Source organism: Rhizobium sp. KNZ2-6A, from assembly GCF_056755475.1.
The window spans coordinates 19,734-35,132 of record NZ_JBNDIC010000016.1 but is presented as its reverse complement, the minus strand read 5'-3'; the positions used below and the strand labels follow the sequence as shown (position 1 = coordinate 35,132).

The 15,399-nt window shown below is 61.2% G+C and carries 14 protein-coding genes, 1 tRNA gene and 1 riboswitch; of the genes, 3 read left to right on the top strand and 12 right to left on the bottom strand.

From position 1 onward, the window contains the following. Both ACPYOP_RS13470 and ACPYOP_RS13465 read right to left on the bottom strand, forming a co-directional pair. A tRNA-Gly gene (locus ACPYOP_RS13470) sits at positions 1 to 74 on the bottom strand. Between the two features lie 58 nt (positions 75 to 132). Further along, on the bottom strand, positions 133 to 1,227 hold the full coding sequence (locus ACPYOP_RS13465; RefSeq protein WP_481410885.1) for a 2'-deoxycytidine 5'-triphosphate deaminase: 1,095 nt from the start codon (positions 1,225 to 1,227) through the stop codon (positions 133 to 135). A gap of 202 nt (positions 1,228 to 1,429) precedes the next feature. Further along, positions 1,430 to 1,508: riboswitch (SAM riboswitch) on the top strand. 43 nt (positions 1,509 to 1,551) lie between these two features. Between ACPYOP_RS13465 and ACPYOP_RS13460 the strand changes: the two genes are divergently transcribed. Further along, entirely contained in the window at positions 1,552 to 2,739 is a 1,188-nt protein-coding gene (locus ACPYOP_RS13460; RefSeq protein ID WP_481410884.1) for an O-succinylhomoserine sulfhydrylase, read from the top strand. Between the two features lie 67 nt (positions 2,740 to 2,806). Here the strand turns inward: ACPYOP_RS13460 and ACPYOP_RS13455 are convergent, their stop codons facing one another. Continuing rightward, complete coding sequence (locus ACPYOP_RS13455) at positions 2,807 to 3,520, bottom strand: DNA helicase (protein ID WP_481410883.1); 714 nt, start codon at positions 3,518 to 3,520, stop codon at positions 2,807 to 2,809. 610 nt (positions 3,521 to 4,130) lie between these two features. On the opposite strand from ACPYOP_RS13455, the gene apaG reads away from it, so the two are divergent. After that, positions 4,131 to 4,523, top strand: coding sequence for a Co2+/Mg2+ efflux protein ApaG (gene apaG / locus ACPYOP_RS13450; RefSeq protein ID WP_481410882.1), 393 nt, complete (start codon positions 4,131 to 4,133; stop codon positions 4,521 to 4,523). Positions 4,524 to 4,542: 19 nt separating this feature from the next. Here apaG and ACPYOP_RS13445 read toward each other — a convergent pair whose 3' ends face one another. The 3 genes from ACPYOP_RS13445 to ACPYOP_RS13435 form a co-directional block, all read right to left on the bottom strand. Beyond that, entirely contained in the window at positions 4,543 to 5,532 is a 990-nt protein-coding gene (locus ACPYOP_RS13445) for an Hsp33 family molecular chaperone (RefSeq protein WP_481410881.1), read from the bottom strand. A 47-nt stretch (positions 5,533 to 5,579) separates the two neighbouring features. Next, on the bottom strand, positions 5,580 to 6,497 hold the full coding sequence (gene argF / locus ACPYOP_RS13440) for an ornithine carbamoyltransferase (RefSeq protein WP_481410880.1): 918 nt from the start codon (positions 6,495 to 6,497) through the stop codon (positions 5,580 to 5,582). A 170-nt stretch (positions 6,498 to 6,667) separates the two neighbouring features. Beyond that, the gene (locus ACPYOP_RS13435) at positions 6,668 to 7,867 is read right to left on the bottom strand and encodes an acetylornithine transaminase (RefSeq protein ID WP_481410879.1); all 1,200 of its coding nucleotides are present in this window, start codon (positions 7,865 to 7,867) and stop codon (positions 6,668 to 6,670) included. A 424-nt stretch (positions 7,868 to 8,291) separates the two neighbouring features. Here ACPYOP_RS13435 and ACPYOP_RS13430 point away from each other — a divergent pair, with 424 nt between their 5' ends. Continuing rightward, positions 8,292 to 8,825: a GcrA family cell cycle regulator gene (locus tag ACPYOP_RS13430; RefSeq protein ID WP_481410878.1), complete on the top strand. Its 534-nt coding sequence runs from the start codon at positions 8,292 to 8,294 to the stop codon at positions 8,823 to 8,825. A gap of 251 nt (positions 8,826 to 9,076) precedes the next feature. Here ACPYOP_RS13430 and phoB read toward each other — a convergent pair whose 3' ends face one another. The 6 genes from phoB to ACPYOP_RS13400 all read right to left on the bottom strand — a co-directional run bounded on the left by phoB (position 9,077) and on the right by ACPYOP_RS13400 (position 15,296). Then, the gene (phoB, locus tag ACPYOP_RS13425) at positions 9,077 to 9,760 is read right to left on the bottom strand and encodes a phosphate regulon transcriptional regulator PhoB (protein ID WP_004128368.1); all 684 of its coding nucleotides are present in this window, start codon (positions 9,758 to 9,760) and stop codon (positions 9,077 to 9,079) included. Positions 9,761 to 9,790: 30 nt separating this feature from the next. Next, positions 9,791 to 10,504: a phosphate signaling complex protein PhoU gene (phoU, locus tag ACPYOP_RS13420; RefSeq protein ID WP_112343740.1), complete on the bottom strand. Its 714-nt coding sequence runs from the start codon at positions 10,502 to 10,504 to the stop codon at positions 9,791 to 9,793. A 51-nt stretch (positions 10,505 to 10,555) separates the two neighbouring features. Further along, positions 10,556 to 11,371, bottom strand: a complete 816-nt coding sequence (gene pstB, locus ACPYOP_RS13415; protein WP_481410877.1) for a phosphate ABC transporter ATP-binding protein PstB — start codon at positions 11,369 to 11,371, stop codon at positions 10,556 to 10,558. A 14-nt stretch (positions 11,372 to 11,385) separates the two neighbouring features. Further along, positions 11,386 to 12,720, bottom strand: coding sequence for a phosphate ABC transporter permease PstA (gene pstA, locus ACPYOP_RS13410; RefSeq protein WP_481410876.1), 1,335 nt, complete (start codon positions 12,718 to 12,720; stop codon positions 11,386 to 11,388). Next, a complete protein-coding gene (gene pstC / locus ACPYOP_RS13405) occupies positions 12,717 to 14,198 on the bottom strand; it encodes a phosphate ABC transporter permease subunit PstC (protein ID WP_481410875.1) in 1,482 nt (493 codons plus the stop codon). Before pstC ends, pstA begins: the two co-directional genes overlap by 4 nt. Positions 14,199 to 14,261: 63 nt before the next feature. Beyond that, on the bottom strand, positions 14,262 to 15,296 hold the full coding sequence (locus ACPYOP_RS13400; RefSeq protein ID WP_481410874.1) for a substrate-binding domain-containing protein: 1,035 nt from the start codon (positions 15,294 to 15,296) through the stop codon (positions 14,262 to 14,264). Positions 15,297 to 15,399 lie beyond the last annotated feature (103 nt).

Below are 15,399 nucleotides of genomic sequence, written 5' to 3'. Positions count from 1 at the left end.
TGGAGCGGGTGAAGGGAATCGAACCCTCGTATTCAGCTTGGGAAGCTGCTGCTCTACCATTGAGCTACACCCGCCTGACACCTTGAGATGTCCAACAGTTGGCCGCCTCTGTCAAGGCCGGTCAGCGACGGATCACAGCCGGAAGTGCTTCGAGAGCTTCAGGCCCTGGGCCTGATAGTTAGAGCCGAGGCCGGAGCCATAGAGGCTGCTGGGCTGTTCCAGCATGTGTTCGTAGATCAGGCGCCCGACGATCTGGCCGTCTTCGAGAATGAAGGGCACTTCGTGGCTGCGCACCTCCAGCACGGCTCGGCTGCCGCGGCCGCCGGCCGGCGCATGGCCGAAGCCTGGATCGAAGAAGCCGGCATAGTGGACGCGGAATTCGCCGACCAGCGGATCGAACGGCGTCATCTCGGCGGCAAAATGCGGCGGCACATGCACGGCCTCGCGCGAGACGAGGATGTAGAATTCATCCGGATCGAGGATCAGCTCGGTGCGGCCACGGCTGTAAAGCGGCTCCCAGAAATCGAAAATATCGTGCTGGGCCTTCTTGTCGACATCGACAACGGCGGTGTGGTGCTTGCCGCGATAGCCGATCAGCCCTTCCTTGTCGCCGGCAAGGTCGATCGACAGCGCGATGCCGCCGCCGGTGATGTTCGGCTTCTTGCTGGCGACCAGCGTCTCGGTTTCGTGCAGCGCCAGAAGTTCCGGCTCTGTGAGCAAGGCCTGGCCGACGCGGAAGCGGATCTGCGACAGGCGCGAACCGCGGCGAACGACGATCGGGAAGGTGCGCGGGCTGATTTCGAGGTAGAGCGGGCCGGAATAGCCGGCGGGGATCTTGTCGAATTCCTGCGCCCGGTCGGTGATGACACGGGTGAAGATGTCGAGACGGCCGGTCGAGCTCTTCGGATTGGCGGAGGCCGACATATCCTCGGGCAGGTCGAGGCGCTCCATCAGCGGCACGATGTAGACGCAGCCGGTTTCCAGCACCGCGCCTTCGGAAAGGTCGATAACATGCAGCTTCAGCCGGTCGAGCTTGTCGGCAACGAGATGCGAGGGACCGGGCATGAAGCTGGCGCGGACGCGGAAAGCATGGGCGCTAAGCCTGAGGTCGAGGCTTGCCGGCTGGATCTGATCGACGTCCAGTTCTCTCTCGCTCGTCAGCCGCCCCGTTTCAAAGAGCGCCGCGATGGCGCGATCGGCCAGAATTCCAGTATTGCGAGCCATCATGCCTCTTTCCCAGTGCATCAGCCGGCCCACTGCATAAGCCGACCCAGTATATAAGCCGGCAAGTCGCGAATAGATCTGCCGGGTGGGCGCGTTCGAAATGTTACTGCGGCCTTCGCACATCCAGACGGAAGCGCGGCCAGTAATTTGCCGCAGACAAAACCAAACTCGGGGAATTGACGCAAGCGGTCAACGGCAGTATTGCAACTTATCCCGTGGTGATTTGGCCGGTCGGCTTGCAGCCACGTTAAATAAGTGGCTAAAAGGACCGGGGTTAAACCGGTCTGCTTTCGCGGCCGGTTTTTTTGTTTTGAAAGTGGTGATGGCATGAGCAAGACTTGGCGCCCCGCAACCCAGCTCGTTCACGGCGGAACGCTCCGTTCGCAATTCGGCGAGACATCCGAAGCAATCTATCTGACCCAGGGCTTTGTCTATGAGACTTCGGAAGCCGCGGAAGCCCGCTTCAAGGGGGAGACTGACGGATTCATCTACGCCCGCTACGGCAGCCCCACCAACGACATGTTCGAGAAGCGCATGTGCGCGCTGGAAGGCGCTGAAGATGCCCGCGCCACGGCTTCCGGCATGGCCGCCGTCACCGCCGCCATTCTCTGCCAGCTGAAGGCCGGCGATCATATCGTCGCTGCCCGCGCGCTTTTCGGCTCCTGCCGCTGGGTGGTCGAGACGCTGGCGCCGAAATACGGCATCGAATGCACGCTGGTCGACGGCCGCTTTGTCGAGAACTGGGAAAAGGCTGTTCGACCGAATACCAAGCTCTTCTTCCTCGAAAGCCCGACCAATCCGACACTGGAAGTGGTCGATATCGCTGCCGTTGCCAAGCTCGCCAACCAGATCGGCGCCAAGGTCGTGGTCGATAACGTCTTCGCGACCCCGCTCTTCCAGAAGCCGCTGGAACTCGGCGCCCATATCGTCGTCTATTCCGCCACCAAGCATATCGATGGCCAGGGCCGTTCGCTCGGCGGCGTCATCCTCTCCGACAAGCAGTGGATCGACGAGAACCTCCAGGACTATTTCCGCCACACCGGCCCGGCTATGTCCCCTTTCACCGCCTGGACGCTGCTGAAGGGCATCGAGACGCTGCCGCTGCGTGTTGCGCAGCAGACGGCGAACGCCTCCAAGGTTGCCGATTTCCTCGCCGAGCAGACCGGCAAAGTCGCCCGCGTCATCTATCCGGGCCGCAAGGACCATCCGCAGGCCGATATCATCGCCAAGCAGATGAGCGGCGGCTCGACGCTGGTCGCCTTCGAGCTGAAGGGCGGCAAGGAAGCGGCTTTCAAGCTGCAGAACGCATTGGACATCGTGAAGATCTCCAACAATCTCGGCGACTCGAAGAGCCTGATCACCCATCCGGCCACCACGACGCACAAGAACCTTACCGACGAAGCCCGCGCCGAGCTCGGTATTTCGCCGGGCACGGTGCGTTTCTCCGCCGGCATCGAGGACAGCGCCGATCTGGTCGAGGATTTCGCCCGCGCTCTCGAGCAGGTTTCCGCCTGATATCAATCGAGCCGCCCGGATATCCTCCGGGCGGCTCGACCTGCCCTCATCGGGCAATGACAGCTCTTCAGCTGGCGACCTTAAACTCAACCAGGCCGTCGTTCAGGAAGACCATCTTGTCGAACAGCTTGAGATCCAGCGGATTCGGCAAGCGGATGTCCGAAAGATCGGGCAAGGGTTTCACCGCCGGATCATAGGAGCGGTCGATCTGCGAGACAAAGACGACGATCACGCCCCTGGCGCGCGCAAACGCCTTCAACGTCTGAACCTGGATCATCAGCTCCGGCTTTTCCCGCTTCTGATCGAGCAGCTGCAGAAAATCGACCACCGCCAGCGTGCCTCGCGGCACCTCGGCCAGCCTCTCGGCGATATAGCCGGCACTGATGGCATCCGAATTGTCGAATTCAAATAGCGGCGCAAATTCCGCATGATCGGCGCCGATGACAGGAAAACGGTCCAGAACGACCTTTTCCGTGTCTTCCAGCGTGAAGAACACGCCGCGATTGCCAGCCTTCATGGCTTCGACGGCGAGCCTCAGACTCATGAGGGTCTTGCCGTGACCGCGCCGCGCGCCGATCAACACCAGGTCACCCGGGCTTAAACGCGAATACAACTCGCCGACAGATACGGCTGTGTTCGCTTTGCTTGCAAGCAAACTCCAGCCTCCGAAACCTTCGCCGGCCGCGACGCGATCCAGCGCGGCATGCAAGGGGATATTCTGCTGGCGGGACAAGAGCCTCGCCTTGCGCTTCAAATGATAAACAGGGGCAGAAAGCCTCATATAAACCTCCTATTGCGAGCAGTGACCGCAACCCCTCCTTATGCCAGGCGCTCAAACAGTCGGTTTGGATATCGACGGCCCCGCATGAAATATACTTTCCCGAGTGGAGGGGGGAGGCATGGGCGATGCCAGAATCAGATGATAGCCGAAATCTCCGCGACGGGAAATCGTGGGCTCCTTCGAAGCGGAACATAAGACCGGATCAGGAATTATATGATCTGGAGATTTTGATTACGGGAAACACAGATATGATGACCGGCCCGCAAGTGCACCCGCAATTTCGGTAAGCGTTTTTGCACGTTGAGGCTGAGCCCGCGGCACTAAGGCGGGTAAGACCAAATGGCAAGCGGATCGAGATACTTTTGAGAGCGCTCTGTTAACCTTCATCATTAGCCGTAATAGCTGATTTGCGGCGCGCCCTGGCTGTTCACGCAAGTTTTCATCAGGCCGTTCCTTGACGGAAGGAATAGGTTATAGGATACCGCTAGATAGCCCGCACTTTGCGGGAGCAGTGGAAAGCGGATAAGATGCCGCGAAAAGGAAAATACTGGAACGCCCGCCGTGCTTGAAAGCGCACCGGACGTTTCAGCGCAGTGGCAAGGTATCAGGCATGTATCGCGCCCTCACACGCGACATCGAGGTGGTCGTAGAACCATTTTATCTGGAGGAGCAATCCGATCCGGACGACGACCGTTATGTCTGGGGATACCGCATCGTCATCTCCAACCATTCGAAAACAGCCGTCAAGCTGGTGACGCGCTATTGGCACATCACCGATATGAACGGCATCGTGGATGAGGTGACGGGGCCTGGCGTGGTTGGCGAGCAGCCGCACCTGAAACCTGGGGATAGCTATGAATATTCTTCCGGCTGTCCGCTGGACACGCCGTCAGGCATGATGTTCGGCCACTACCAGATGGAGACGGACGACGGGGAACTCTTCCATGTCAAGATCCCCGCCTTCTCGCTGGATACGCCGAACCTGCTGCGCACGCTGAACTGAGCCGCCGCAACCGGCAGCGTCAGGCCGCTTCTATCTCCGACGCTTCGAAACGATAGGTCGTCGAGCAGAACTCGCAGGTGACGGCGATTTCGCCATTCTCCTGGCTGGCCTCGATCTCTTCTGCCGTAAAGCCCTTCAGCACACCCTTCAGCTTGTCGCGCGAGCACGAACAGCGATCGAAAACCGCCTTCGGCTCGTAGACGCGCACGCCACGCTCGTGGAACAGGCGATAGAGAAGGCGCTCGGTACCGACAAGCGGATCCGTCAATTCGTCGGCGTCGATGGTTTCCACCAGGCTGCGCGCTTCCGCCCAGGCATCGTCTTCGGCATGATCGCGCAGGCCGCTATCGCCATCGCCGCCATGGAGATCCGGCTGGCGCATGCGCTCGGGGGCTTCCGGCAGGAACTGGGCAATCAGGCCACCGGCCCGCCAGCGGTGACGCGGCTTGCCCTCGCCATCGCGATCGAAAAGCTCTGCGGCACCCAGGCGGACACGCGTCGGGATCTGTTCCGACTGGCGGAAGTACGTGCCGGCAATCTCCTCCAGCGAAGCGCCATCAAGCGCGACGATACCCTGATAGGGCTGGCTGAAACGGCCTTGATCGATGGTGAAGGCGAGCACGCCCTTGCCGAGCAGCTGTTCAGGCTCGGTACGGCCCTCGGCGACGGCCTTTGCCAGCGCCTCCTCATTGAAACGCGCATAGGCCCGGACATTCTCCGGCGTCGAGAAATCGGCGACCAGAAGATCGACGGGACCGTCGCCCTTGGTCTGCACGGTGAACTTACCTTCGAACTTCAGCGAGGTGCCAAGCAGGACGGTCAGGACGATCGCCTCGGCCAGCAGCCGCGCCACCGGCGTCGGATAGTCGTGCCGTGCCAGGATCGTATCCAGCAGCGGACCAAGCTGCACGGCGCGGCCACGCACATCGAGCCCTTCCACCTGGAAGGGGACGACATGGTCGTCACCGGCAAAATCGAATTGACCCAGCGAGGCGGCATTTTCGGCCATTGCTTTACTCCTACTGCGCCCGCGCCCTCGAGACGCGGCTCATATCCTCAGATCGCGCCCAGGCACCAAGCAAGAATCGACTTTTGCGCATGAAGACGGTTTTCCGCCTCATCGAAAACAACGGATTGCGGGCCGTCGATCACCTCGTCCGTCACCTCCTCCCCGCGATGGGCGGGCAGGCAATGCATGAACAACGCGTCTTGGCCGGCCTGTGCCATCAAAGCCTTGTTGACCTGATAGGGCTGGAAGACGTTGTGACCGCGAGCCCGGTGTTCCTGATTCATGGAAACCCAGGTATCGGTTACCACGCAATCGGCGCCGGCGACCGCACGATCGGCATCATGCGAGAGCATGATTTCGGCGCCCTCATTGCGGGCCCAGTTCAGATAGTGATCCTTCGGCTCGGAACCAAGGGGTACGGCCATGTTCATGCGATAGCCGAAACGGGCGGCCCCTTCGATCAGCGAATGCAACACGTTGTTGCCATCGCCCGTCCAGGCGAGCGTCTTGCCCTTGATCGGGCCGCGATGCTCCTCGAAGGTCATGATGTCAGCCATGATCTGGCAGGGATGCGTGTCGTCGGTCAGAGCATTGATGACCGGAACGGTCGCATGCTCCGCGAGTTCCAGCAGGCGCGAGTGATCGGTCGTGCGGATCATGATGGCGTCGACATAGCGCGACAGCACCTTCGCCGTGTCGCCGATCGTCTCGGCGCGGCCGAGCTGCATTTCGGTGCCGGAGAGGAACAGCGTCTCGCCGCCCAGCTGGCGCATGCCGACATCGAAGGAGACGCGGGTTCGAGTGGACGGCTTCTCGAAGATCATCGCCAGCATCTTGCCGGCCAGCGGCTTGTCGGCCGTGCCAGCCTTCTGCGCCTGCTTTCGCACGATCGCATCGTCGATGATATCGCGCAGATCTGCAGCCGGAACGGCAGAGAGATCGAGAAAGTGTTTCGGAGAAGCCATGTCCTTACCTGTACTCCAGAAAAAACAATAACGCCCGCGTGGGGCACGCATAACCCCTTAAATCGCCATCGATTTAAGGGAAGGCTTATGCGATTTCTAAGTATTACCGCGTCCTTTGCGCGTCGCTTCGACGCGCGGCGCGGTAACCGCCCCGACTGCGGGCGCTGAGTTCAAGCCGATTTCTTGATGCGGGCCGTGCGCACACGCTCGGCGGCGCGCTCGAGGCGAGCGAGACCCTCGCGCGCTTCCTCGGCGGTCACGACCAGCGGCGGCAGGAGGCGGATGACGTTATCGCCAGCCGGCACACCCAGCAGATGCTCGGCGCGGACCGCCTGCAGCAGCTCCGCCTGCGGAATTGCCGCCTTGATGCCGAGCATCAGGCCTTCGCCACGAACATCCTCGATGATGTCGGGAAAACGGTCCTTCAGCGAGGCGAGACCCTGGCGGAACACCAGAGCGATATCGCGCACATGCTGCAGGAAGCCGTCGGCGAGCACGATGTCCAGCACCGCATTGCCGACTGCCATGGCAAGTGGATTGCCGCCATAGGTCGAGCCGTGCGTGCCCGCCTTCATGCCCGAGGCGGCTTCCGCCGTCGCGAGGCAGGCACCCAGCGGGAAACCGCCGCCGATGCCCTTGGCAACGGCCATGATATCAGGCTTGATCCCAGCCCATTCATAGGCGAAGAGCTTGCCGGTGCGGCCGACGCCGCACTGCACTTCGTCAAGAACCAGCAGCAGGCCATGCTCGTCGCAGATCTCCCGCAGGCCACGCAGGAACTCGTTGGTCGCGGGACGGATGCCGCCCTCGCCCTGAACCGGCTCGATCAGGATCGCGGCCGTCGCGTCGGTGATGGCCGCGCGAACGGCATCGAGGTCACCGAACGGCACCTGATCGAAACCCGGCGCCTTCGGGCCGAAGCCTTCGATATACTTCTCCTGGCCGCCGGCGGCGATCGTCGCGATCGTGCGGCCGTGGAAGGCGCCTTCGAAGGTGATGATGTGGAACTTTTCGGGATGTCCCTTGGCGAATTGATAGCGCCGCGCCGTCTTGATGGCGCATTCCAGCGCCTCCGCGCCCGAATTGGTGAAGAACACCTTGTCGGCGAAGGTCACTTCCGTCAGCCGCTTCGACAGCTTTTCCTGGCCGGGTACTTCATAGAGGTTGGACAGGTGCCAGACCTTGTCGGCCTGCGCCTTTAGTTCGGCAACCAGATGCGGATGAGCATGACCCAGCGAATTGACCGCAACGCCGGCTGCGAAATCGAGATAGCGTTCGCCATTTTCGGTAACCAGCCAGACGCCCTCGCCTCGCTCGAACCGCAGCGGAGCACGCAGATAGGTATCGTAAAGCGGCGCGGTCTCTGCCATGGCATGTCTCCTCGATCACAACCCTAAGGACCAATCGCTTCCATTCGATGAAACGGGTCCGAAAAAATCAAAAATGCCGCCTTGCGGCGGCCTGGGCACTATTGATGTTTTGCACCGCGATGTCAACAAAACTGGCGATTTAGCAGGTGCGAGAAAGCGCTGGCGGCCAAAAGAGATGCGTTCGGCACTGCCTATTGCAGAAATGCCACGCCGGGGCAGCAAGTTGGGGAAAACCTCGAAATCGATTCCTCAAGATTCCCGCGACTCTTGTCACGGAGTCAGCCTCACACTAGGTTAAAAACCAATTGCTAGACTGCATGCGGCGGAACTAGTCACCACAATTTTAAAGCGTTTCGTGCCTCGATCCCATGCGAGGCAATGGTGAGGGATTCTGCCATCGGAAACGCGACAGCGGAGACAGGGCATGAATTGGACAGACGAACGCGTCGAGAAGCTGAAGAAGCTATGGTCCGAAGGGTTAAGCGCCAGCCAGATCGCTGCGCAGCTTGGCGGCGTGAGCCGTAATGCCGTCATCGGCAAGGTGCACCGCCTGAACCTTCCCGGCCGAGCGAAGGCGGGCGGCACGGCGACTGCGGCACGTACGCCGAAGCGCAGCAGTGCCGCGCCCCGCGCTCCGAATTACACGTCTCGCGTCGCAACCCGCACGATTACCCGCCAGCAGGGCGCGACCATGCTGAAGGAAGAAATCGAAGTCGATGCCGTCAACGAGATCCAATATCGCCCGGCCTCGAACGTCGTCGTTCCGATTTCCCGCCGTCTCGGCCTGACGGAGCTTACGGAGCGCACCTGCAAGTGGCCGGTGGGCGACCCGCTGAAGGACGATTTCCACTTCTGCGGCAACGAAAGCCCGGATTCATCGCCCTATTGCACCTACCATCAGCGCCTGGCCTACCAGCCAGTGCACGAACGGCGTCGGCCGGCTCAGCCGCGCGGCTGAGATGCTCAGAGCATTCCCGCATCCCGGACGGAAAACCGCTCCGCACTTTTCCTGGAAATGCTCCCATGACTGAGATAAAGAAACGGGCCCTTCGGGGCCCGTTTTCTGTTTCCGCCGCTACTGCATAATTCCCTAAATCGAAATCGATTTAAGGGAAAATTATGCAGCATTCCAAGGTGTTACAGCGACCTTAGCACGTCTTGAAAGACGCGCGGCGCTGTAATGTCGAGTGCCTGATCGGGTATTCCCGCTCAGGCTTCCATGGAGTAGCCCGCGCCGCGAACGGTGCGGATGACATCCTGCATATTGGAGAAATTGAGCGCCTTGCGCAGGCGGCCGACATGGACGTCGACAGTGCGTTCGTCGACATAGATATCGTGCCCCCATACGCCGTCCAGCAGCTGCGAGCGCGAGAAGACGCGGCCCGGCGAGGACATCAGGAATTCCAGCAGGCGGAATTCCGTCGGCCCCAACCGCACTTCGCGGCTCTTGCGGTGGACGCGATGGGTTTCGCGGTCCAGCTCGATATCGCCGCAACGCAGCACCGTGGAGAGAACCTCCGGTCGGGCACGCCGCAGCATCGCCTTGACGCGGGCCATCAGCTCCGGCGTCGAGAACGGCTTGACGACATAATCGTCCGCGCCGGTGGAAAGCCCGCGCACGCGCTCGCTTTCCTCGCCACGGGCCGTCAGCATGATGATCGGCAGGCGCTCCGTCTCCGGCCGCATACGCAGCCGGCGGCAGAGCTCGATGCCCGATACGCCGGGGAGCATCCAGTCGAGGATCAAGAGATCGGGGATGCGCTCCTGGAGACGCAGCTCGGCCTCATCGCCTCTGAGGATCGTGTCGACCTCGAAGCCTTCGGCCTCAAGATTGTAGCGCAGCAGAACGCTCAGCGCTTCCTCGTCTTCTACAACAGCAACTCTCGGAACCATGCGCCTTTGGTCTCCTTTTTCGCTTCCAGATTATTCCGTCACCGCGCCGACGGTATTGGCGGTATCGTCCTTCGGGCGCTCGCCTTCCGGCTGCGCGCCTGTCGCCATGTAATAGATCGTCTCGGCGATGTTGGTGGCATGGTCGCCGATGCGCTCGATGTTCTTGGCGCAGAATAGAAGATGCGTGCAGGTGGTGATATTGCGCGGATCTTCCATCATGTAGGTCAGCATCTCGCGGAAGAGCGAGGTGTACATGGCGTCGATTTCCTCGTCGCGCTCACGGATCGATACGGCCTTGTCGGGCGAACGGGTGGCGTAGACGTCCAGAACTTCCTTGAGCTGGCTCAGCGCCAGTTCGGAGAGGTGCTCGATGCCGCGGGCGAGACGACGCGGAACGCCGGTGCCTTGCACGGCGATGACGCGCTTGGCGGTATTCTTGCCGAGATCGCCGACGCGCTCCAGATCGGAAGCGATGCGGATCGAGCCCATGATCTCGCGCAGGTCGGCGGCCATCGGCTGACGACGGGCGATGGTGACAATCGCCTTGTCGCCGACCTCGCGCTCGGCATGGTCGAGAACGACGTCGTCTGAGATGACCTTCTGCGCAAGGGCGGCATCGCTTTGGACCAATGCGCGTACGCTGTCGCTGACCATCTGCTCGGCCAGGCCGCCCATTTCCGCAATGCGGCGCGTCAGGAACTTCAGGTCTTCGTCATAGGCAGAGAGAATGTGTGTGGAGACCATTTTTCTATCCTCAAGGTGAACTGTGTGAAAGGGTCCGCGCGCCTGCCATCATCAACCAAAACGGCCCATGATGTAATCCTGCGTGCGGTAATCGTCGGGATTGGTGAACATTTTATCGGTGTCGTTCTCCTCAACCAGATGGCCGAGATGGAACATTGCGGTGCGCTGCGAAACGCGGGCTGCCTGCTGCATGGAATGCGTCACGATGACGATCGTGAAGTTTTCCCGCAGCTCATGAATAAGATCCTCGACCTTGGCGGTTGCGATCGGATCGAGCGCCGAGCACGGCTCGTCCATCAGGATGACTTCCGGACTGACGGCAACGGCGCGCGCGATGCACAGGCGCTGCTGCTGACCGCCCGAAAGGCTCGTGCCGGCATCATGGAGCCTGTCCTTGACCTCGCCCCAAAGACCCGCCTTCTGCAGGCTGGTCTCGACGATATGATTAAGATCGGCCTTGGAGCGATGCAGGCCATGGATGCGCGGCCCATAGGCGACGTTCTCATAGATCGACTTCGGAAACGGGTTGGGCTTCTGGAAGACCATGCCGACGCGCGCGCGCAGCTCCACCACGTCGATGCTGTTGTCGTAGACGTCCTGATCGTCGAGCGTGATCTTGCCGGTGACGCGGCAGGTCTCGATCGTGTCGTTCATGCGGTTGAGGCAGCGCAGGAAGGTGGACTTGCCGCAGCCGGAAGGGCCGATGAGCGCCGTCACCGTATTGGCGCGGATCTTCAGGTTGACGTCGAAGAGCGCGCGCTTGTCCCCATAGAAAACCGAGACGTCCTGGCCGATCATCTTGTAGGGGATCGTGGTCATCTTCTTGGCCAAGGCTCTTTCGCTTGCGGCTTCGCTCATCATGTTCATTCCTCGGCCCTCCCTTACCAGCGCCGTTCGAAGCGGCGGCGCAGCAGGATGGCGCCGATGTTCATTGCGACGAGGAAGAAAAGCAGGACGATGATGGCGCCGGACGTTCTTTCGACGAAGGCACGCTCGGCTTCGCTGGCCCACATGTAGATCTGCACCGGCAGCGCCGTCGAGGGATCGAGCGGCGATGTCGGATAATTGGCGACGAAGGCGACCATGCCGATCAAGAGCAGCGGCGCCGTCTCCCCGAGCGCATGGGCAAGCCCGAGGATGGTGCCTGTCAGGATGCCTGGCATGGCGAGCGGCAGGACATGATGGAAGACCACCTGCATGCGCGATGCGCCAAGACCGAGCGCGGCGCTGCGGATCGACGGCGGCACGGCGCGCAACGCAGAACGCGTCGCGATGATGATCATCGGCAGCGTCATCAGGCTCAAAACCAGCCCGCCGACGAGCGAGGCAGAGCGCGGCAGCCCCATCATGTTGATAAAGACCGAGAGGCCCAGCAGGCCATAGACGATGGAGGGCACGGCGGCGAGATTGTTGATATTGACCTCGATCAGGTCCGTCAGCCGGTTCTTCGGCGCGAACTCCTCCAGATAGATCGAGGCGGCAACGCCGACCGGCAGAGCGAGCACGAGTACGGTCAGCATCAGATAGAGCGAGCCGATCAGCGCGACGCCGAGACCGGCGGCTTCCGGACGGCTGGAATTGCCCGACACGAAGAGACCATTATTGAACGCCTTGTGCAGGGCTCCGCTTTCGCTGAGCTGCTTCATCCAGGAGACCTGCCGGTCGGATATCTTGCGGTCCTTCTCGTCGACGGCGAGATCGATCTGGCCCTTGTTGGCGGAATCGATATTGGCGCTGGCAAGGAAGGTGACGCTCTCAGTCGTCCCCATGATCGAGGGGTTGGCGACGACCTTGTCGCGCAACACGATCCTCGCGCCCTCAGATACCATCGCCGTCGCCTCGCGGACAAGCGCACGATTGGCGGGATCGATATTCAAGGCTTTCACCAGCGCGTCACGCACCAGAACCGGGTAATTGGCTGCTATCAGCACCTTCGGATCGGTAACCCGCTTGGCCGTGGGGTCGATCACCTTCTCGGTGAATTCGATCGGCAGGGTGATCGATGTCTGAACAAAGGCGGTGTAGCCGGTGCGCACCACGGTCGAGACCAGGATGGCAAGGAAGACGAGGCCGAAGATAACGGCCGTGACGCCATAGGCGCGGAAGCGGCGCTCGGCGGCATAGCGCCGCTTGATGCCGATATCACGCCGCACTGGGGCGCCGGGTGTGAGCCCACGCGGCATATTCGACACCGGGGAGGATACGACATCGCTCATTCGTATTGCTCCCTGTAGCGGCGGACAACGTAGAGGGCATAGACGTTGAGGCACAGCGTCAGGCAGAACAGGGTAATGCCGAGCGCAAAGGCGACGAGCGTCTGGGGCGAGGTGAATTCCAGATCGCCGGTCAGCTGGTTGACGATCTTCACGGTCACGGTGGTCATGGGCTCGAAGGGATCGAACTGCATGCGGGCGGCGACGCCGGCGGCCAGCACCACAATCATCGTTTCGCCGATCGCGCGCGAGGCGGTCATCAAGAGCGCGCCGACGATACCCGGAAGCGCTGCCGGCAGCAGGACGCGCTTAACCGTTTCCGAGCGGGTGGCGCCGAGGCCGAGCGAGCCGTCGCGCAACGATCGCGGCACGGCCATGATGATATCATCCGACAGCGAGGAAACGTAAGGGATGAGCATGACGCCCATGACGAAGCCCGCCGTCATCACGCTCTGAGCCTCGATGAAGCTTCTGTAATTTCCCGTCAACATACCATCGATTTCGGCCGAGATGTCCCTGAGGAAGGGACCGACGGTGACGAGGGCGAAGAAGCCGTAGACGATCGTCGGAATGCCAGCCAGAACCTCCAGCATCGGCTTGGCAACGGAGCGGACGCGCGCCGAGGCATATTCGGCCATGTAGATCGCGGCGAACAGGCCGATGGGCACGGCGAAGAGCATGGCAACGAGGCCGATATAGATCGTGCCCGCCAGCAGCGGTATCAGACCGAAGGTACCCGAGGTCAGCGAGCCGGCGCCGGTAAAGCGCGGATCCCAGACTGTTCCGAAAAAGAACTCCTTCGCAGGCACCATGCTGAAGAAGCGCGCCGCTTCCGAAAGCATCGAAACGGCGATGCCGACCGTCGTCAGCACGGCGATGGAGGAGGCGACGATCAGCGCGCCGAGAATGACCTGTTCGACGCGGTTGCGGGCACGGAAACGCGGAGCGATGACGCGCAGGCCATAGAGCGAGCAAAGCAGCGCCAAAAGGATTGCGACTGCGGACATCACCATCCGGCTGATTTCGCGCATATCGTTGTATTTGTTGGCGGCGTCGATCATGTAGCCGGTGGGACGGACCGCGAGCGGCACGCCCTTCTGCGCCAGCAGCAATTGCAGGTCGGCCGTGCCGCGGGCAACTTCGGCAAGCTCCTGGCTATCCAGCAGGCGCATGCCGCGGGCGATGCTGCGCACCATGCCGTAGCTGAGATTGAGCTCCGCCTGCGGCAGAGACCTGACCTCATCTGGAAAGGATTTCGTCACCACGCGATCGATGACGATAGGGCTGACGATCAACCACACACAGACGAGCGCGAGAGCCGGAAGCACCGCCCATATGGCGGCATAAGCACCGTAATATCCGAGCCGGGAATGCATGGACGAGGACCCGCCGCCCGACAGCGCAGCCGCCCTCACCCGCCCCAGCACGAAAGCGGAGGCGCCGATGACCGACAGGCACAGCAGCAGCAGCGATACACTCATTCCCATTCCCCGGCGAACGCCGGCGCAGCCATGGGGCCGCGCCGCCGCTCAATCCTTACGCATTCACATGATCTTCCCATCCGCGAAATCCTTGCGGATCCGGTCGCGCTCGGCATCCGGCGCCGGCACGAGGCCATATTCCGCCAGCGGGCTGTCCGGTCCGATCATCTGATCGCTCGTGAAGAAATCGACATATTCCTTGAGGCCCGGGATGACGCCCAGATGGGCCTTCTTGACGTAGAAGAACAACGGCCTCGACACAGGATAGGTGCCGTCGGCAATCGTCTGGCCCGAGGGCACGATGCCGCCGACGGTGGCGACCTTAAGCTTGTCGGCATTGTTCTGGAAGAAATAGAGACCGAAAACACCAATGCCATGCTTGTTGGCATTGATGCGGGCCAGTGTCTCCGGATAGTCGCCGTCGATGTCGACAGCAACGCCGTCCTTGCGCACGGCAATGCACTTTTCTGCCTGCTGGTCGGCCGCCTTGACCGCAGCCTTGATCGCATCAACCGCGCCGGAGGCCTTGCAGCCGGCGGCAAGCACCTTTTCCTCGAAGACTTCGCGCGTGCCGTGCTTCTCGCCCGGAATATAGGCCGATATTTCGAAATCCGGCAGCGACGGATTGATCTGCGACCACTTCTTGTAAGGGTTGGCAATCAGCTTGCCGTCGACGACGACCTCGGCGGCAAGCGCCTTGTAGAGATCGACCGGCTCGAACCTGATGTCCGGATTGCTCTTGTCGAAGGCGAAGACGATGCCGTCATAGCCGATCTTGATCTGCTGGATATCGGCGACGCCGGCGGCCTTGCAGGCTTGAACTTCGCTGTCCTTGATCGGGCGCGACGAATTGGCGATGTCGATGGAATCCGTTCCGACACCCTTGCAGAATTCCTTCAGGCCGGCTCCGGAGCCGCCGGACTCCACCACGGGAGTCTTGAAATTGGCAAAGGTCTCGCCAAAGGATTCGGCGACGATCTTGGCATACGGAAATACCGTAGATGAGCCGGCGATCTGGATTTGATCGCGCGCCGTGGCGGCACCTGAAAAGGCGGCCGACGCAACCAGCGCAAGAATGGATAATTTCAAAGCATTCATAATGAATCCTCTAATGAGCTTTGAAGAGCACTGCCGCGGACGCCACATCCACCTTTTCAGCGATCCATTCTTACTGGCGAAAACACCGCCCTTTTATGTCAGG